The organism is Caldicellulosiruptor sp. F32, assembly GCF_000404025.1.
Classification (GTDB): domain Bacteria; phylum Bacillota; class Thermoanaerobacteria; order Caldicellulosiruptorales; family Caldicellulosiruptoraceae; genus Caldicellulosiruptor; species Caldicellulosiruptor saccharolyticus.
Genome location: NZ_APGP01000030.1, coordinates 34050 through 53591, shown reverse-complemented (window position 1 = coordinate 53591; position 19542 = coordinate 34050). Strand labels below are relative to the sequence as shown.

Annotated in this window: 19 protein-coding genes; 16 read left to right on the top strand and 3 right to left on the bottom strand. The window is 34.4% G+C overall.

Translation table 11 applies throughout. The features are described from left to right. Positions 1-121: 121 nt before the first annotated feature. Positions 122-1120 (top strand): phosphate acetyltransferase, encoded by a 999-nt coding sequence (pta, locus tag H964_RS02590; protein WP_039764398.1) that lies wholly within the window; start codon positions 122-124, stop codon positions 1118-1120. Between the two features lie 23 nt (positions 1121-1143). Continuing rightward, the gene (locus H964_RS02585) at positions 1144-2343 is read left to right on the top strand and encodes an acetate kinase (protein WP_039764396.1); all 1200 of its coding nucleotides are present in this window, start codon (positions 1144-1146) and stop codon (positions 2341-2343) included. Positions 2344-2393: 50 nt separating this feature from the next. Here H964_RS02585 and H964_RS02580 read toward each other — a convergent pair whose 3' ends face one another. Further along, a complete protein-coding gene (locus H964_RS02580) occupies positions 2394-2771 on the bottom strand; it encodes a desulfoferrodoxin (RefSeq protein WP_039764395.1) in 378 nt (125 codons plus the stop codon). 153 nt (positions 2772-2924) lie between these two features. Here H964_RS02580 and H964_RS02575 point away from each other — a divergent pair, with 153 nt between their 5' ends. The 6 genes from H964_RS02575 (at position 2925) to pnpS (ending at position 10825) form a co-directional block, all read left to right on the top strand. Continuing rightward, positions 2925-5549: a valine--tRNA ligase gene (locus H964_RS02575; protein WP_039764393.1), complete on the top strand. Its 2625-nt coding sequence runs from the start codon at positions 2925-2927 to the stop codon at positions 5547-5549. A 7-nt stretch (positions 5550-5556) separates the two neighbouring features. Beyond that, the gene (locus tag H964_RS02570) at positions 5557-6852 is read left to right on the top strand and encodes a bifunctional folylpolyglutamate synthase/dihydrofolate synthase (RefSeq protein WP_237738170.1); all 1296 of its coding nucleotides are present in this window, start codon (positions 5557-5559) and stop codon (positions 6850-6852) included. Between the two features lie 76 nt (positions 6853-6928). After that, on the top strand, positions 6929-7582 hold the full coding sequence (fsa, locus tag H964_RS02565; RefSeq protein ID WP_039764392.1) for a fructose-6-phosphate aldolase: 654 nt from the start codon (positions 6929-6931) through the stop codon (positions 7580-7582). 52 nt (positions 7583-7634) lie between these two features. Further along, on the top strand, positions 7635-8429 hold the full coding sequence (gene pgeF, locus H964_RS02560; protein ID WP_039764390.1) for a peptidoglycan editing factor PgeF: 795 nt from the start codon (positions 7635-7637) through the stop codon (positions 8427-8429). Continuing rightward, positions 8426-9124, top strand: a complete 699-nt coding sequence (locus tag H964_RS02555) for a response regulator transcription factor (protein WP_039764389.1) — start codon at positions 8426-8428, stop codon at positions 9122-9124. The genes pgeF and H964_RS02555 overlap by 4 nt, the downstream gene beginning before the upstream one ends. Before the next feature lie 3 nt (positions 9125-9127). Next, a complete protein-coding gene (pnpS, locus tag H964_RS02550; RefSeq protein ID WP_039764387.1) occupies positions 9128-10825 on the top strand; it encodes a two-component system histidine kinase PnpS in 1698 nt (565 codons plus the stop codon). A gap of 50 nt (positions 10826-10875) precedes the next feature. Here the strand turns inward: pnpS and H964_RS02545 are convergent, their stop codons facing one another. Both H964_RS02545 and H964_RS02540 read right to left on the bottom strand, forming a co-directional pair. Then, positions 10876-11874 carry an inorganic phosphate transporter gene (locus tag H964_RS02545; protein WP_039764386.1) on the bottom strand — a complete coding sequence of 333 codons (999 nt, stop codon included), beginning with the start codon at positions 11872-11874 and terminating at the stop codon, positions 10876-10878. Next, complete coding sequence (locus H964_RS02540) at positions 11867-12493, bottom strand: DUF47 domain-containing protein (protein ID WP_039764385.1); 627 nt, start codon at positions 12491-12493, stop codon at positions 11867-11869. The genes H964_RS02545 and H964_RS02540 overlap by 8 nt, the downstream gene beginning before the upstream one ends. Positions 12494-12715: 222 nt before the next feature. On the opposite strand from H964_RS02540, the gene pstB reads away from it, so the two are divergent. The 8 genes from pstB to hisB all read left to right on the top strand — a co-directional run bounded on the left by pstB (position 12716) and on the right by hisB (position 19541). Beyond that, positions 12716-13465 (top strand): phosphate ABC transporter ATP-binding protein PstB, encoded by a 750-nt coding sequence (pstB, locus tag H964_RS02535; protein ID WP_039764384.1) that lies wholly within the window; start codon positions 12716-12718, stop codon positions 13463-13465. Positions 13466-13492: 27 nt separating this feature from the next. Continuing rightward, the gene (gene phoU / locus H964_RS02530; RefSeq protein ID WP_039764383.1) at positions 13493-14155 is read left to right on the top strand and encodes a phosphate signaling complex protein PhoU; all 663 of its coding nucleotides are present in this window, start codon (positions 13493-13495) and stop codon (positions 14153-14155) included. 14 nt (positions 14156-14169) lie between these two features. Continuing rightward, a complete protein-coding gene (locus H964_RS02525) occupies positions 14170-14700 on the top strand; it encodes a QueT transporter family protein (RefSeq protein WP_039764382.1) in 531 nt (176 codons plus the stop codon). 121 nt (positions 14701-14821) lie between these two features. After that, the gene (locus H964_RS02520) at positions 14822-15994 is read left to right on the top strand and encodes an ATP phosphoribosyltransferase regulatory subunit (RefSeq protein ID WP_039764619.1); all 1173 of its coding nucleotides are present in this window, start codon (positions 14822-14824) and stop codon (positions 15992-15994) included. Next, on the top strand, positions 15991-16620 hold the full coding sequence (gene hisG, locus H964_RS02515; RefSeq protein WP_039764381.1) for an ATP phosphoribosyltransferase: 630 nt from the start codon (positions 15991-15993) through the stop codon (positions 16618-16620). The genes H964_RS02520 and hisG overlap by 4 nt, the downstream gene beginning before the upstream one ends. Next, entirely contained in the window at positions 16617-17912 is a 1296-nt protein-coding gene (gene hisD, locus H964_RS02510) for a histidinol dehydrogenase (protein ID WP_039764616.1), read from the top strand. Before hisG ends, hisD begins: the two co-directional genes overlap by 4 nt. After that, positions 17905-18954: a histidinol-phosphate transaminase gene (hisC, locus tag H964_RS02505; RefSeq protein ID WP_039764379.1), complete on the top strand. Its 1050-nt coding sequence runs from the start codon at positions 17905-17907 to the stop codon at positions 18952-18954. Before hisD ends, hisC begins: the two co-directional genes overlap by 8 nt. Positions 18955-18956: 2 nt before the next feature. After that, a complete protein-coding gene (hisB, locus tag H964_RS02500; protein ID WP_039764378.1) occupies positions 18957-19541 on the top strand; it encodes an imidazoleglycerol-phosphate dehydratase HisB in 585 nt (194 codons plus the stop codon). Position 19542 lies beyond the last annotated feature (1 nt).

Sequence of the window (19542 nt, the reverse complement as noted above, 5' to 3'; positions counted from 1 at the left end):
TTTTTCTTTGCTAAGAATTTTTAAATTATTCTTAAAATACTTCTTGTATACAAGATACAATTTAGTTTATAATATATAAGGTGTGAAATGTTAAATAATAAACGAAAGGGGCTTTTTAAAAATGGCATTTATCGATACAATAATAGAAAAGGCAAAGTCAAATATAAAAACAATTGTACTTCCTGAAAGCTATGAAGAGAGAAATTTAAAAGCCGCAAGTATTGTGTTGAAAGAGAAGATTGCAAAGATTGTTTTAATTGGTAAGGAAGATGAGATTAAAAAAGAAGCGACAAAGTTTGGTGCAAATGTGGATGATGCAATCTTTATTGACCCAGACAATTTTGATAGGTTTGATGAGTTTGTGAATGATTTTTATGAACTGAGAAAAAACAAAGGTGTGACACTTGAAGATGCGAGAAAGATCATGAAAGACCCAATGTACTTTGGCGTTATGCTGGTGTACAAGGGTTTAGCAGATGGAATGGTATCTGGTGCAATTCACTCAACTGCGGATACACTGCGCCCAGCACTTCAAATCTTAAAAACAGCACCGGGTGTAAAGCTTGTTTCAAGCTTTTTTATTATGGTTGTTCCAAACTGCGAATATGGAGAAAATGGTGTATTTTTGTATGCTGACGCGGGCCTAAATCCAAATCCCAATGCTGAAGAGCTTGCTGATATTGCCATAACCTCTGCGAAGAGCTTTGAAGCCTTGGTTGGAAAGACTCCAAAGGTTGCAATGCTCTCATATTCAACAAAGGGTTCTGCAAAGTCAGAGATGGTTGACAAAGTTGTTGAGGCAACAAGGATTGCAAAAGAGAAAGCACCAGATCTTTTGATAGATGGTGAACTTCAGGCAGACGCAGCACTTGTACCTTCTGTTGCAAAGTTAAAAGCACCAGGCAGCCCTGTTGCAGGGCAGGCAAATGTGTTAATCTTCCCTGACCTTGATGCCGGCAATATTGCATACAAGCTGACAGAGAGACTTGCAAAAGCTGAGGCGTATGGACCTATTACCCAGGGAATAGCAAAACCTGTAAATGACTTGTCAAGAGGTTGCAAAGCAGAAGACATTGTTGGTGTTGTTGCTATCACTGCTGCTCAGGCAATGATGAAATAAAAATTTAAAGGGGTAGGATAATGATGAAGGTATTAGTATTAAATTCAGGGAGCTCGTCATTAAAATACCAGTTTATTGATACTGAAACAGAAGTAGCTTTATGTAAAGGTGTTGTTGACAGAATTGGTTTGCCGGGGGCGTTTATAAGGCACCAAAAAAATGAGCAGGAGATTATAAAAGAGCAAGAAGTAAAAGACCATAATGTGGCAATAAAACTTGTTTTGGAGATGTTAACACATCCTCAGATGGGGATAATAAAGTCAATGGATGAGATTGATGCAATTGGCCACAGAGTTGTTCATGGTGGGGAGTATTTTAGTGATGCTGTTGTTGTCAATGAAGATGTAAAAAAGGCAATAAAAGAGTGTATAGAGCTTGCTCCCCTTCACAACCCTGCAAACCTTACGGGAATTGAAGCGTGTGAGAAAGAAATTCCAGGAAAGCCAAACGTTGCTGTATTTGACACAGCTTTTCACCAGACAATGCCAAAGTATGCTTACATGTATTCACTTCCATATGAGGTGTATGAGAAGTACAAGATTAGAAAATACGGATTTCATGGTACATCACACAAATATGTTGCGATAAAGGCAGCTGAGTACTTAAAGAGACCTTTAGAGGAACTAAAGCTTATAACATGCCACCTTGGAAATGGTTCAAGTGTTTGTGCAATAAAGTATGGTAAATCAGTTGACACAAGCATGGGCTTTACACCCTTAGCTGGGCTTGCAATGGGTACAAGAAGTGGCACAATTGACCCTGCTGTTATTTTGTATCTTATGGAGAAAGAGAATATGGATGTAAAGCAGATGAATGATTTGCTGAACAAGAAATCTGGGGTGCTAGGGATTTCTGGTGTAAGTAGTGACTTTAGAGATTTAGAGAAAGCTGCAAACGAAGGAAATGAACGGGCTCAGCTTGCGATCGATATGTTCTGCTATAGGGTAAAGAAATATATTGGAGAATATGCTGCAGTTTTAGGCGGTGTTGATGCAATAGTATTCACAGCAGGAATTGGTGAGAACAATCCAGTTGTTCGAGAAAAGTGTGTAACTGATTTAGAATACATGGGTGTTTTGTATGATAAAGAAAAAAACTTTAACGCAGAGAAAGGCAAGGTATTTGAAATTAACAAACCAGAGAGCAAGGTAAAGGTTTTAATAGTCCCAACAAACGAAGAGCTAATGATTGCAAGAGAGACAAAGAGATTGTTAGAAAAATAAATTGAAGAAAAAAGGGCTGCTTTGCCTAAATTTCAGCAGCCCTGTCTTTTTTATTCCTTTTTCCAAAGCCCGTGGAGATTGCAATATTCATATGCAACCAGCCTATTAGCAAATACATTAAATAGTGCTTTTGGTTGATCACCAGGCTTTAAAAATTTTCTGTGCACAACATCGTCTGCTACGAGATCAATCCACATAATGTAGTGTTTTTCTTCCATTGGGTGCGGAACCTCTCCAACTTTTACCAAAATACCCTCTTCTGTTTTTTCAATAACTGGTACATGTTTCTCTAAACTCGCATCAACTGTATTTGCCTCAAGTAAGGTCATTGGCTGACCACAACATACCAATTGTCCGCCGCCAGCAGATAAGACCTCTACAATATTCCCACAAATTTCGCATTTATAAATGTTGCCTCTTTTAACCATCTTGAAGTGACCTCCCTTGTAAAATTTAAATTTTTCAATTACAATTACTTTATACCCACAAATTCAGATTCAAAAACATAAAGTTTGAAATAAAAATAATTTTGAAATAATATAAAAAGTGAAATTAAAACTTTGAAAGGAGGATGAAAGAAGGTGCAAAAAGTTTACAACCCGCAAGAGGTTGAAGACAGGCTATATAAGATGTGGCTTGAAAAGAAATACTTTCATGCAAAGATTGACTGGTCAAAGAAGCCTTTTACAATAGTAATCCCACCTCCAAATATTACAGGGCAACTACATATGGGACACGCTCTAAATAACACCATTCAGGATATTTTGATAAGATTTAAAAGAATGCAGGGATATTGCGCACTTTGGGTTCCTGGAACTGACCATGCAAGTATTGCAACAGAAGCAAAGATTGTTGAGAAGATGAAAGAAGAAGGTCTCACAAAAGAGATGATAGGAAGAGAAAAGTTTTTAGAGCGTGCTTGGGAGTGGAAGAGGGTCTATGGCGGAAGAATAATTGAGCAGCTTAAAAAACTTGGAGCTTCTTGTGACTGGGATAGAGAACGATTTACAATGGATGAAGGGCTTTCTAATGCAGTAAAAGAAGTTTTTGTAAGACTTTATGAGAAGGGTTTAATTTATAAAGGTGAAAAAATAATTAACTGGTGTCCTACCTGCAAGACAACAATTTCGGATGCTGAGGTGGAGTATGAAGAAAAGAAGGGCAAACTTTGGCACATCAAGTACCCTGCAAAGGACAATTCTTTTTTCGTAGTTATTGCAACAACAAGACCAGAGACAATGCTTGGTGACACTGCTGTTGCAGTAAATCCTAATGATGAAAGATACAAACACTTGATTGGAAAAACGGTTGTGCTGCCGCTTGTGAATAGGGAAATACCAATTATTGCAGACGAGTATGTAGATATGGAATTTGGAACAGGTGTTGTAAAGATTACACCTGCTCATGACCCGAACGACTTTGAAATAGGGCAAAGACATAATCTTCCAATGATACAAGTAATTGATACAAAAGGGTATATGAACGAAAATACTGGTAAGTACGCGGGACAGGATAGGTATGAGGCAAGAAAGAATATTGTAAATGACCTAAAAGAACTTGGACTTCTTGTCAAAGAAGAAGACTATACTCACAATGTAGGCCACTGTTACAGGTGCTCAACAGTAATTGAACCGCTTGTGTCAAAGCAATGGTTTGTCAAGATGAAGCCTTTAGCAGAACCTGCCATAAGGGTTGTAAAAGAAGGAAAGATAAAATTCATTCCAGAAAGATTTGAAAAGATATACTTTAATTGGATGGAAAATATAAAGGATTGGTGTATTTCAAGACAGCTTTGGTGGGGTCACAGAATTCCTGCATACTATTGTAAAGATTGTGACAATATGATGGTAAGTCGTGAGGAAGTAAAGGTATGCTCAAAGTGTGGTTCTACGAATGTATATCAGGATGAAGACACTCTTGATACATGGTTTTCATCAGCACTATGGCCGTTTTCAACATTAGGCTGGCCAGAAGAGACAGAAGATTTGAAGTATTTCTATCCAACAGATGTCCTGGTTACTGCATATGACATCATATTTTTCTGGGTTGCGAGAATGATTTTCTCAGCAGTTGAGCACATGGGAAAAGAGCCGTTTAAGTATGTGTTAATTCACGGAATTGTGAGAGATGCCCAAGGTAGAAAGATGAGCAAATCACTTGGAAATGGCATAGATCCGCTTGAGATAATAGAAAAATATGGTGCAGATGCACTGCGATTTACACTTGTCACAGGAATTTCACCTGGCAATGATACCAGATTTCATATGGAAAAGGTTGAGGCAAACAGGAACTTCGCAAACAAGATTTGGAATGCGGCAAGGTTTGTAATAATGAACCTTGACATTGATACAAATTACAAGCCTGATGAGAGTAAATTTACATTTACTGAAAGGTGGATTCTGTCAAGGTTAGATACTCTTATTAAAGAGGTCACTGAAAATCTTGAAAAGTTTGAAATTGGTATTGCAGCTCAAAAACTTTATGATTTTATCTGGGATGAGTTTTGCGACTGGTATATTGAGATGTCAAAACCAATCCTTTACAACAAAGAGGCAGAGAATAACAAAGAAGTACAGTATGTCCTTCTAACAGTGCTCACGAATGTTTTAAAGCTCTTGCATCCATTTATGCCATTTGTAACAGAAGAGATTTATTTAAATCTTCCACATAATGAAGAAAGCCTTGTTATATCTAAGTGGCCTGAGCCAATGGGATATAACTATGTTGAAGATATTTCAGTAGTTGAAAAGTTGATTGAACTTATAAGAAGCATCAGAAACTTAAGAGTTGAGAAAAATATACCTGCAAATATAAAGCCAAAGGTCTATATAAAGACTGATGACAACTCAATGATACAGCAAAAACAGCTATGGGAGATTTATGTAAAAAAACTTGCAAATATTGAAGAGGTAGTAGCATCTGAAGACATTCCAGAGGATAGTGTTTCACTTGTTCTTTCCTGGGGTGTTGCATATATTAAACTAAAAGAGATAATTGACATTGAGATGGAGCTTAAAAGACTTACTGAAGAAAGAGAAAGACTACTAAAAGAGGTTGAACGTTCTGAAAAGTTACTTGGAAATCAAAACTTTTTACAAAAGGCTCCTCAAAAGGTTGTAAATGAAGAAAAACAGAAGTATGAGAAATACAAACAGATGCTAAAATCTGTTGAAGAGCAACTTGAGAGAATTAAAAACTTAAGGTGATTGTGTCATGTCAATGACTTATGAAGAAGCACTTGAATATATCCATGGAACATATAAGTTTGGTATGAAGCTGGGCCTTGAAAACATAAAAAGATTGCTTGAACTGATGGGGAATCCTCACAAGGATTTAAAAATTATTCACATTGCGGGAACAAATGGTAAAGGATCAACATGTGCTTTTATAAATCAAATGTTGATTGAAGCGGGGTTTAAGGTGGGGCTCTACACCTCACCTTATTTAGAATTTTTTAATGAGAGAATTAGAATAAATAACCTTCCTATAAGTGACGAGGAACTTGCGGGAATAACAAAGTATGTAAAAGATAAGATTGATTTAATGATAAGTCAGGGATTTAACCATCCAACTGAATTTGAGATAGTCACCGCAATAGCCTTTGAGTATTTTAAAAGGATGAATGTGGATTTTGTTGTATTAGAAGTTGGGCTTGGCGGAAGACTTGATGCAACAAATGTAATTGAAAGTCCAGAGCTTTGTATTATAACCTCTATTGGCTATGACCATATGGATATCTTAGGGCAGACAATTGAGCAAATAGCATATGAAAAGGCTGGCATTATTAAAAAAGGCTCTACTGTAATCTTAGGGCTGCAACGTTATAAAGAAGCAATTGATGTTATCTCAAAAGTGTGTAAGCAAAAGAATGCCAATTTGGTTGAGGTGAGAAGTGATTACAAAATTGTAAGAAATACTTTTGACAGTATTGTATTTGATTGTATTACTCCAAAAGGAATATATAAAAACCTTGAAATTAAGCTTTTAGGGGTGCATCAGGTTGAGAATGCCCTCAACTGCATATACGCATTTGAATACTTGAGTGATAAATATAATATAGGTACTGGTGCCCTTGTAAAAGGACTTTTAAATGCCAAATGGAATGGCAGATTTGAAATTATATCAAAAGAACCTCTTGTGATTTTAGACGGTGCTCACAACATAGACGGCATGAAGGTACTTGTTGACAGCTGTAAGCAGTATCTGAAAGACAAAAAAATTAGTGCAGTTGTGGGGGTACTCAAAGACAAAGAGTACCAAAAGATGCTCTCTGAGATAAAGGAAGTAACATCAGATGTGATATTTACGTTGGTACCATATCAAAAAAGAGCTTTTCTTGATAATGAGGCAAAAAAAATTGCTTTAGATTATGGTTTTGACTTTATAAAAGATTTCAAAGAGGCAATTGATGTAAGCTTAAAAAAAGCAGAAAAAGATTCAGCCATTCTAATTTGTGGGTCTTTGTACTTAGTGGGACCTGCAAGAACATATCTTAAAAGCATTTTTTAGTTATTGTAATTATACAGCAATTGGTATAAAATAATAGTCGAAAAAATCTTAACTTAGAGAGAGGTGTTAGATCAACATGAAACTTTTTATTGACACTGCTAATATAAATGAGATTAAGGAAGCTTACTCTTGGGGAATAATTTGTGGTGTTACAACAAATCCGTCTCTAATTGCAAAAGAGGGTAGAGATTTTAAAGAGGTTGTAAATGAGATTTGTTCAATTGTAGACGGTCCAATCTCAGCCGAAGTCATTTCACTCAAAGCCGAAGGTATGATTGAAGAGGCAAGAGATTTAGCAAAAATCCATAAAAATGTTGTAATCAAAATTCCAATGACAGCAGAGGGTCTTAAGGCTGTATCAGTCTTGTCAAAAGAGGGTATAAAGACAAATGTCACACTCATATTCTCGGCAGCACAAGCACTTTTAGCAGCTAAGGCTGGAGCAACTTATGTCTCTCCATTTGTGGGAAGACTTGATGACATAGGACAAAATGGAATTGAGCTTATCAAAGAGATTGTTCAGATATTCAGAAATTATCCAGACATAAAAACAGAGATAATTGCAGCAAGCATAAGACATCCTATTCATGTGATTGAAGCTGCAAAAGCGGGAGCACACATCGCAACAGTTCCATTTAAGGTACTTGAACAAATGACAAAGCATGCATTAACTGATGTTGGGATAGAAAGATTCTTAAAGGATTGGGAAAAGGTACCCAAGAAAAACTAAAGGCAACCTCTTTGCAGGTTGCTATTTTTTTGATTTTAATTGGAGGTAGAAGATGGCGTTTGAAAAGATATGTATAAACGGGCTTGAAATTCTTAGAGTCTCTGAGTTACAAAAGTATGGTGTAGATGCGTTTTTTACAACAAGAAGATATATTAATTCAAATGATTTTAACCTCGGTTACAAATGGGCAAATTCAAAAGAAGAAATTGACAAAAATTTCCGCATTCTTTTTAAAAACTTAGAGATTGATTATAGAAATATTTACTATGCAAAACAAGTGCATAAAAATGATATAATAGTTGTTGAAAAAGGATTTGATTTTTTTGAATATAATCAAGAGAATGAGGCAGATGGACTTATAACTCAAAAAAGTGGAATTACACTTATGACATTTCACGCGGACTGCATTCCGGTTTACATTTTTGATAAAGAAAAGAGAATAATTTCCTTAATTCACTCTGGTTGGAGAGGAAGTTTGCAGCACATATCAAAAAGGGCTATAGACATATTGATTTTGCAATTTAAATCCAATGTTTCAAGCTTAGTTGTAACAATTGGCCCTGGTATATGTAAAGAGCATTTTGAAGTAGGCAAAGATGTATATGATGCATTTTTACAAGAGTTTGGCAATGATATTTGTATATACCGTGAAGGGAAATTTTATTTAGATTTGAAAAAGGCTATTGAAAAAGATTTGTTAGGAAATGGATTAAAGAAAGAACAGATTATAGTGTCAGACATGTGTACTTATGAAAAAGAGGATTTGTTCTTTTCATACAGAAGAGATTTTAAAAGTCCAGAGAAATTAGGAAGTATGGTTGCCCTCATGAGGATGGTGGGAAGATGAGAAATATCTTGATTGTGGATGATGAACCTCATATCGTGGAACTAATTAAATTCAATCTTCAAAAAGAATGCTATAATACTTTTGAAGCTGAAAATGGCAACACAGCTTTGGATATTATCAAAAATAACAGGATTGACCTGGTGATACTTGATATAATGATGAGTGATAAGGACGGATATGAGGTTTTAAAAGAGATTAGATTTAACAAAGAAACAAAAAACCTTCCTGTTATCTTACTTTCTGCAAAGTCGGAAGAAATTGACAGAATATTAGGTCTTGAGCTTGGAGCAGATGATTACATAACAAAGCCATTTAGTGTAAAAGAACTTGTTGCAAGGGTAAAGGCACTTTTCAGGAGAATTGAAAGCTTAAAACCTGAGGTTGAAGAAAAGATTAGATTTGGTGATATTGAGGTGGATTTTACAAAAAGAAGTGTGAAGAAAAGAAATCAAGAAGTTAATCTTTCTTTTAAGGAATTTGAGCTTTTGAAGCTGCTGATAGAAAACAGAGGGAGAGTTTTGGACAGAGATTTCATTTTACAAAGAGTATGGGGATATGAGTTTGATGGTGATACTCGAACAGTTGATGTGCATATAAGATTTTTGAGAAAAAAACTTGAAGATGACGAAAAAAATCCCAAGTATATTGAAACAGTAAGAGGGGTTGGCTACAGATTTAGAGAAGGGTCTGACTAAGAAATGAGAACAAAGATATTTGGTTACACCATTTTAGTTATAGTTATTATAAGCTTTTTACAGGGAATTTTTTCATATGAGGTGTATAAAAATATTTATCTTGAAGAAAATAAGAAGCAGCTTGAAGTAATGGTAAGCGAGGTTGAAAGATATATAAATAACTTTGATATTCAATCACTTTATAAAGTGTACAAAAAAAGTTATTTTAGAGTTACAATTGTTGACAATAAAGGGATTGTGCTTTATGATTCTGAAGCTGATAAGAATAAAATGGAAAATCATTCAAAAAGACCTGAAATTGTAGAGGCAAATAAATATCCGGGAAAGATTTGCTTCTCGATGCGAAAAAGCAAGACACTTAATAATTTTTTTCTCTATGCGGCAAAGAAGGTAGAAATTGGCAACAAACCTATATTTATTCGAGTCTCTGTTTTACTTGATAAAATTGATGTGATTCTGAAAAAGGCTTTGATTCAGACACTAAAGTTTGGGCTGATATGTATAGTTTTTGGGATGATACTTACAATTGGCATATCTTCGCTTTTGTATCAACCTCTCAAGGGGTTAATTTCACTCATTACAGATGAACTAAAAAAATTTGATATAGTTGAACTCAATGAAAAAGAGGATTTGAAGTGGCTGAGTCTTAGCTTTACGAGATTATATCACCTTTTAGAAGAGAAGATTAACGAAGTAAATAGTCTCAACTATAGGCTTAGTGCTTTGTTAAACTCAATCGAACTTGGAATAATTTTTTTTGACAACAAGAAGAGGATACTTATGTTCAACCAACAGGCTGAAGAGATATTTGCGACAAAGCTTAAAAATGGTACAAGTTTACTTGAGTGCATTCGAATATATGAACTTTTTGAATTCCTGTATAATGAAAATGCCTTTGAAAAAGAATTTGAGATAACAATTAATGGTCAAAATAAAATACTTAAAGTTACTAAAAAAAGAGTAAAATTTGATGAAGATAAAGAAGGAATGTTGTTAATTGTAAGTGATATTACATTCATTAAAAAACTTGAAAAAATCAGGTCTGATTTTGTTGCAAATGTTTCTCATGAACTAAAAACTCCTTTAACTTCTATAAAAGGTTTTGTAGAGACACTGAAGGATGGTGCAATTGAAGATAGAGAAGTTGCTGAAAAATTTCTTAACATTATCGAGGTAGAAGTTGAAAGACTTGTTCGACTAATAAATGACTTGCTGTATTTGTCTGAAATAGAAAATGCAAAAATCCAGGTTACCGAAGATGAGGTCAATGTGAAAGAAGTAGTAGAGGAATGTGTTGAGCTTTTAAGATTTAAAGCTGAGGGCAAAAATGTAAAGATGCACCTTAAGTTGGATGATAAGCTTAAAGTAAAGATTCACAAAGATTGGTTAAAACAGATTTTCATAAACCTCATAGACAACGCAATTGTATATAACAAGGAAAATGGTGAGGTTACTATAGAGGTAGAGAGATTAGACGAGAAAATAACGATAAGAGTAAAAGATACAGGTATTGGTATTCCACAAGATGAGATAGAAAGAATATTCGAAAGATTTTATCGAGTGGATAAAGGGCGTTCCCGAAAACTCGGAGGTACAGGTTTAGGACTTTCAATAGTCAAACACATTGTTGAACTTTACAATGGAAAGATTTACGTGACAAGTGAAGTTGGCAAAGGAAGTGAATTTACTATCGTAATATAAAAAGGGCAACATTACTATCACTTTTCTAATGTTGCCCTTTTCTTTGTGTGTTAAACAATTAGATTAATAACCCATGCAATCACTCCGCCAATTAAACTGCACATAGGGATTGTCAAAATCCAAGCAATCACAATATTTTTTGCAATTCCCCATCTTACTGCTGAGAATTTTTTACATGCACCAACTCCCATAATTGAAGATGAAATTACATGTGTTGTTGAGACAGGTGCACCAATATGGGTTGCAAACTGAATTGTAAGTGCTGCTCCTGTCTCCGCAGCAAAGCCATTGATGGGTGCTAACTTTATTATCTTAATACCCATCGTCTTTATTATTCTCCAGCCACCAAAAGAAGTACCAAGTGCCATTGCAAGTGCGCAAGCGAATTTTACCCAATCAGGTACAACAAAGTTATTTAAAATCCCTGCGCTCACAAGTGCCATTGTAATTATTCCCATTGATTTTTGAGCATCATTTGAACCGTGACTATATGCCATCCACATTGCAGAGAGTATTTGTAGTTTTGAAAAATATTTATTTACAATATTAGGATGAACCTTAGCAAATACTATGTAAAGAATCATCATAAACAAGTATCCAAAAACAAAACCCAACACAGGCGAGATAATGAGTGGCAGTACTATTTTTTTAACAAATCCTATCCAGTTTATATCAGAAAGTGACTTTGTAGTAACAATTGCAGCGCCAATCAGACCACCTATTATTGCATGTGATGAAGAGGAAGGTATTCCCCACCACCAGGTAAGTAAATCCCAAACAATTGCTGCGATAACAGCCGCAAGCACGAGGTATTCTGTTACAAACTTTGGGTCCACTATTCCATGGCCTATAGTTTTTGCAACCTCTGTGTTAATCATTGCACCAAAGAAGTTAAAAACTGCTGACATAAGTATTGCAGTTCTTGGTGTCAAAACACGTGTTGAAACAGATGTTGCAATGGCGTTTGCCGTATCATGAAACCCGTTTATAAAATCAAAAGTCAAAGCCAGGATGATTATTAAAAGAAGATTTAGTGGAATACTATGCATTTTTTGTCATGACTCCTTCTATTACATTTGCAACATCTTCACAGGCATCTAAGGTATCTTCTAAAAATCCAAATATTTCTTTCCAGATGATGACCTCAATAGGCTTGTCCCTGTTTTCTGAAAACAATTTCTTTATTGCATTCCTATAGACAATATCACCCTCATCCTCAATTCTATTGACCTCGATTATCTTTTCTTTAATTGATTTTGTGTTTTTCAAATCTTTTAGGTTTTCCACAACACTTTTTAACTCTTTTGTGCAATTAATTATCATTTCAGAAAGAATCTTAGCTTCAGGCTTTATTTGGTTAACATTGTAAATTTCGAATCTGTGTGCTACCGTCTCAAGTGCATCAACAATGTTGTCAATTTCTTTTATGATTGCAAACAAATCCTCTCTGTCAAGAGGGGTAATGAAAGTTCTGTTGAGAAGTTCAATTACCTGATGTGTAATATCATCGCCTCTATTCTCAGCTTTTTCGAGCTCTGCAAGGTATTTACTCATATTTGAAAGATTATTAATGAGTTGATTTAACATTACTGCTGATTGATAAGCATTTTCAATTGCATTGTTCAGGAGAACAAAAAATTGATTTTCTTTTGGGATAATACTCCACATTCTTCTACAACCCCTTTTTAAAGTTTTGTCACAAAGTCCATTTTAATAAAAAAGGCGTCTGTGCTTCAATGGGAAGAATCTTATAAAAAGTTTTTACATTGCACAAAGAATATTATATAATATTTAACACAGTTTTAACATACATTAAATAAAAATTTAAAATCATGAGTGTATAATCAATTAATTGTAGTATCAAAATGGGTAGGGAGAGGTTGTTTAAACATGGCTATTATAGAGACAAAAGATTTAAATTTATATTACGGTGACAACCATGCTCTTAAAAATATAAACATAAAGATAAATGAAAAATCCATTACCGCCTTAATTGGTCCATCTGGTTGTGGAAAATCTACATTTTTGAGAACTCTTAACCGCATGAATGACCTTATTGAAAATGTGAGAATAGAAGGTAAGGTCTATTTTGAAAACAAGGATATTTATAAAGACATTGATGTTATAAGCCTCAGAAAAAAGATTGGAATGGTATTTCAAAAGCCAAATCCTTTCCCAATGAGTATATATGACAATATAGCGTATGGGCCAAGAATACATGGGATTAAGAAAAAAGAGATACTTGATGAGATTGTAGAAAGAAGTTTAAGAAAAGCATACCTTTGGGAAGAGGTAAAAGATAGGCTAAAAAAAAGTGCGTTTTCATTATCTGGAGGTCAGCAGCAAAGACTGTGTATTGCAAGAGTTTTGGCAGTGGAACCTGAGGTCATTTTACTTGATGAACCAACTTCTGCACTTGACCCAATTTCCACTTTAAAAATAGAAGAGCTGTTAGAGGAACTCAAGAAAAATTATACAATTGTAATAGTCACTCACAATATGCAACAAGCGGCAAGAATATCTGACTGGACAGGATTTTTCCTAAATGGTGAACTTATCGAATATGATAGGACAATTACTATTTTTAACACACCAAAGGATAAGAGAACTGAGGATTATATAACAGGCAGATTCGGATAATAATAAGTGCGAGGTGATTTTTAAAAGATGACAAGACCAACATTTGAAAATGAACTAAAAGAGTTACACTTAGATATCCTGAAGATGGGGGCAATGGCTGAGGAGGCAATTGACAAAGCAATACATGCCTTAAAGACTAAAGATATTGATCTTGCGCAAAAGATTATTGAAAATGATGACAAGATTGATACTCTTACTGAAGAGATAGAGAAAAAGTGTGCTATCGTAATTGCAACTCAGCAGCCTCTTGCAAGCGACCTGAGGCTTATAATCACTGCTATGAGGATTGCCACAGACATTGAGAGAATTGCGGACCATGCAGAAGATATTTCCCAAATAACAATTAAATTAGCAAAAGAATCGTATATAAAGCCTCTTATTGATATTCCAAAGATGGCAGATATTACTCGTTCTATGTTAAAAGATGCGCTTGATTCTTACGTAAATTCTGATATAGATCTTGCAAAATCTGTTGTGAAAAGAGATGACGTAGTAGACCAGATGTATCAAAGTTTAATAGATGAATTAGAACAGATAATGAAAGAAAATTCAGATGCTATTTCACAGTGTATACAATTTTTACTTGTTATAAAATATTTAGAGAGGATAGCAGACCACTCAACCAATATAGCTGAATGGGTGGTTTATAAAATAACAGGAATGCACAAGCACGATTGGGAGACAAAGTAGGAGGAGCCAAATTGATGAAAAAAATTAACCTTCTGGTTATTGCAAGGGCAGCATTGATTGCTGCACTTTATTTTGTTTTGACCTCATTTTTACCTGCGATATCTTACGGACCCATACAAGTAAGAATTTCTGAGGCTTTGACTCTTCTTCCTGCTCTGATGCCAGTATCCGCAACTATTGGACTTTTTGTAGGCTGCTTTTTAGCAAATCTTTATGGAATGGTAATGAGCATAACTGGAATATATGATGTTATATTTGGATCTTTGGCTACTTTGATTGCTGCTATAATAACAACTAAAATTAAGAAAAGAGCATTTTTACCCTTGCCGACAATAATTGTGAATGCTATAGTAGTTTCGAGTTATATTTGGTACTATTTTATAAACAGCTTGAAAATAGAGTGGTTAAAAAGCTTGAACCCTATTTTGAGATATCTATTTACTGTAATTTCCATCGGAACCGGTGAGGCAATTGCAACGTATATTTTAGGACTACCCTTGTTCATAGCTGTTGAAAAACAGCTCAGAGGTAAAAAACTACTCTGAATACAAAAGTGGGGCCATTTTTGGCTCCACTTTTTTGTTGCTTTTTTTCGGCTTTTGTAATATAATATATCGTGATATTTATTCATCACTTCATCATGATAAAGCAAAGAAGGGAAGAAAAATGAGTAAAAAATTTGTGGATTACTATCCTTTGACAAGTGAGCTGTTAGAAGAAATACGAAGAAAGACATTGTATTTATTTAAAAAATTTGGCTATCAACTAATAGAACCGTCTATGTTTGAAGAATATGAAAAATCAAGAAGTTTAAATGGGCAAAATTCAATAAAATTTATGGACAGTGATGGAACAATTATATCTCTAAGAAGTGAATTTACACCAAAAGTAGCAGAGATTGGAGCTAAAAATGGAGGGGAAATTTATCCCATTAAATACTGCTACTTTGGAAGAGCCTTTCAGTTTCTGCAACAGGAGGCTGGAGACCTAAGAGAGTTTTACCAAGCTGGGGTTGAAAACTTTCATACATCAGACAGTTATTACATAGATTTAGAAATTTTGATTTTGGCAATTGAAAGTCTTTTGCAGCTTGGAGTTGACAATTTCACAATTGATATTGGAGAGGTCAACTTTTTTAAAGGAATAGCAACTGACTACGAAATAGACGATGCTTCAGCAGAAATTTTGTGTAAGTTGGTAGATAAAAAAGATTATATTGGAATCGAAAATTTCTTAATAAAGAAAGGAATTTCAGAGAAAGTAATAGATGTTTTTAGAAACCTTACTCGACTTTATGGCAAAAAAGATAAAATAGACGACGCTTATAAATTTGCTAAGAATGAAATTTCAAAAGCAGCGATAGAAAGGTTAAAGGAAATATTTGATAAACTGACTAACCTGGGGTATGAAAAATACATTTCAATTGACTTTGGAATGGTAAAACATTTAAACTATTACACAGGAATAATATTTTCTGGCTATCTTCCTAAATTAGGGTATCCAGTTTTGAATGGTGGAAGGTATGACAACTTATGTGAAATATTTGGTAAGAAATTGTATGCTATTGGGTTTGCATTGGGAGTGGACAGAATTTTAAACTGGATGATGAGAAGCAGTGAGACAGAAGTTAACCTTTACAAAGCTGCTTTATTTTATAAAGAAGGATTTTTTGAGATTGCAATTGAAAAACTTTTGAGGCTTGAAAAAGAGGTTTATTTTTGTAGCAATCCAATTGATATTCAACAAGCTTTCAATATAAGCAAAGAACTCAAAATAGGTGAATTTTACTATATTGATGAAGAGGGAATAAAAAGATATGATGTGGAGGATCAGAAATGATAACAATAGCATTGCCAAAAGGAAGATTAACCGAAGAGGTAACAGAGTTGTTTCAAAGATCTTCTCTTATTTCCATCGATATCTCTCAAGAGACAAGGAAACTTGTACTTGAGGACCCACGTGGTAATCTTCGATTTTTAATGGTAAAACCCTTTGATGTTCCCACATATGTAGAATATGGAATTGCTGACATGGGAATTGTAGGCAAAGATGTTTTACTTGAGGTAAACAAAAAGGTATATGAGCTCTTAGATCTGAAAATTGGAAAGTGCTTTATTGCATTAGCAGGTCCAAAAGGCTTGAGAGAAGAGCTTTTAAAAAAGTCAGAAAAGATAATAGCTACAAAGTTTCCTAATATAACAAAAGAATATTTTGAAAATGTCCTTGGCGAAGATGTGCAGATAATAAAGCTCAATGGTTCTGTAGAGCTTGCTCCTATTTTGGGACTTTCTGACATGATAGTGGACATTGTTGAGAGTGGGAGAACTCTCAGAGAAAATGGACTTGAGGTGTATGAAAAGCTCTATGATATAAGTGCGCGTTTGATTATAAACAGAGCAAGTCTTAAATTAAAGAGTGAAATAGAAGGAGTTGTAAATTGTTTAGAAAGGATGATATTGCAGTGAAGATATTAAAAGATAATAAAGAATTAGAACAATTTTTAAGCAATTTAAATTCTATTGGTTATCAGGCTGTTGAGGAGATAGAAGACAAAGTTAAAAAAATAATTGCAGACGTGAAATTAAAAAAAGATGAAGCTGTTTTGGGTTATACAAGACTTTTTGACTGTAAAGAATTTGATCTTGAGGATTTAATTGTAAAAGAGGAAGAAATTGATAGAGCTTTTTTTGAATGCCAAAAAGAGGATGAGAAATTTGTGCAAGCTTTAAAATTGACTTATGAAAATATCTATCAATATCACTTAAAACAAAAAGAAGAGACTTGGATTTTTACTAAAGATGATACAATTTTAGGTCAGATAGTACGGCCATTAGAAAGAGTTGGAATTTATGTACCAGGTGGTAATGGTTCATACCCTTCAACCGTTTTGATGAATTCTATACCTGCAAAGGTAGCAGGTGTAAAGGAAATAATTATGGTGACTCCTCCAGACAAAGAGAAGAAGATAAATAAATATACCTTGGCAGCTGCCAAAATATGTGGAGTAAATAAAATTTTTAAAGTTGGAGGAGCGCAAGCAATTGCTGCACTTGCTTTTGGGACAGAGTTGATTCCAAAAGTAGATAAAATTGTTGGACCAGGAAATATTTATGTTGCTATTGCTAAAAAAATTTTGTTTGGAAATGTGGACATTGACTCCATTGCAGGTCCGAGTGAGGTTTTGATTATTGCAGACAGCTTTGCAAACCCCAAATATGTGGCAGCAGATTTGCTATCTCAGGCAGAGCATGACACAATGGCAAGAAGTATTTTAATAACAACTTCTCAAGACCTCGCCCTTGAGGTAAATAAAAAAGTAGATGAGATGTTAAAAGCAAATCCAAACCAAATAGCTGCTCAGTCTATTGAAAGAAATGGTGTAATAATAATAGTTGAGGATTTAGATGATGCGGTTGAGATTGCAAATAGAATTTGTCCTGAGCATCTTGAGCTTTGCTGCAAAAATCCAGAAGATTTAATCTTTAAAATAAAGAATGCAGGTGCAATCTTTGTTGGAGAATTTTCACCGGAACCAATTGGTGACTATATCGCAGGACCAAATCATGTGCTGCCTACATCTGGTACTGCTCGATTTTTCTCGCCTCTTGGCGTTTATGATTTTGTCAAGAGAATTAGTTTGATAAAATATTCGAAAGAACAATTTTTAAAGGATGCACCATTTGCAATTGAAATTGCAGAAAAAGAAAGGTTTTTATTTCACGCAAACTCTTTGAAAGTGAGGTTAGAAGATGTTTAGAGCAAAATTAGATTCATTTTCTAATTACTCAACCCCAATTTTTGAGCATCTTGTAAAAGCTGATGCAAATGAAAACCTCTTGGACTATCCTGAAGATCTAAAAGTTCTTATAAATTATGCTTTGCAAGAACATATTAAAAGTTTGTGTTTTTATCCGGAGATAAATTCGCAGCCTTTAAAAGAAGAACTTGCAAAGTTCTACGGTCTTGAAAAAGAAAACTTTATAATCGGAAACGGCTCAGACCAGCTTATTCAACTCATTATCCAAGCCGCTTGTGAAAAGGATGATTTTATCTTCACACTCTATCCGTCCTTTACAATGTACAAAATTACAGCTGAGCTATTTGATGTAAACCATAGTTTTATAGATATTACACAAAATTGGGAAATCGATGTCGAAAAGGTTATTAAAAAGATAGGTCAAAATGACAAAATTAAAGTAGTTTTCATTGATACACCAAACAACCCAACAGGTATAGCATTGGAATATGAAAAAGTCAAGCTGATTGCAGAGTCTTTTCCAGAAAGACTAATTGTAATTGACAATGCGTATGGTGAATACTGTGATATTGATTATCTTGATTTAGTTCTCAAAAATAAAAATGTGATACTGTTAAAGACATTTTCTAAAATAGGATTTGCAGGAATAAGATGTGGGTATGGGATTGCAAATGAGAAGATTATTGAAAATTTACATAAAGTCAAACCACCTTATAATGTAAATACCTTGACACAACAAATTGCAATAACAGTCTTAGAAAATTTTAACAAACTAAAAGATAACATTGAGCTTATAAAAAGTGAAAGGCTAAGGATGACGAGAAGCTTACAAGAATTTTACTTTATTTTGCCATCCCAGGCAAATTTTATATCAATAGTAGATGAGGAAGCTGACTCCATTTTTGACTATTTGAAGGAAAAAAAGATTCTTGTCAAAAAGTTTAACATGGGGAACAAAAAGCTTCTCAGAATTACATTGGGCAAACCTAAAGATAATGATATAATATTAGAAAACCTTATCAGTTACAAGAGAGGTAAATAACCATGAACCCGCGCATTGCTGAAGTCCAAAGAAAAACTAAAGAGACAGAAATCAGGATAGTTTTGAACATTGACGGCGATGGAGATTATAAAATTTCAACAGGGATAGGTTTTTTTGACCATATGCTACAGCTATTTTCCCATCATGGCAAATTTAACATTCAGCTTGAAGCAAAAGGTGACCTTTATATTGACGACCATCACACAATTGAAGATGTGGGGATAGTGTTAGGGCAGGCATTTTTAAAAGCCGTTTCGGACAAGAGAGGCATAAAAAGATATTCTCATATAATCTTGCCAATGGATGAAGCGCTTGTTATGGTTGCTATTGATATCTCTGGAAGGCCTTATTTAGCTTTTGATGTAGATTTTAGGTTACCAAAAATTGGTGAGATGACATCCCAAATGGTGGTTGAATTTTTCAGAGCGTTTGTCTCTTCTGCCAAAGTAACTCTTCACATAAAGAAAATATCAGGTGAGAACGATCATCACATTTGTGAGGCAATTTTCAAAGCGTTTGGCAGAGTTTTAAAAGATGCTTGTACAATTGTTGATGACAAAATACCTTCCTCAAAAGGAGTGCTGTGAA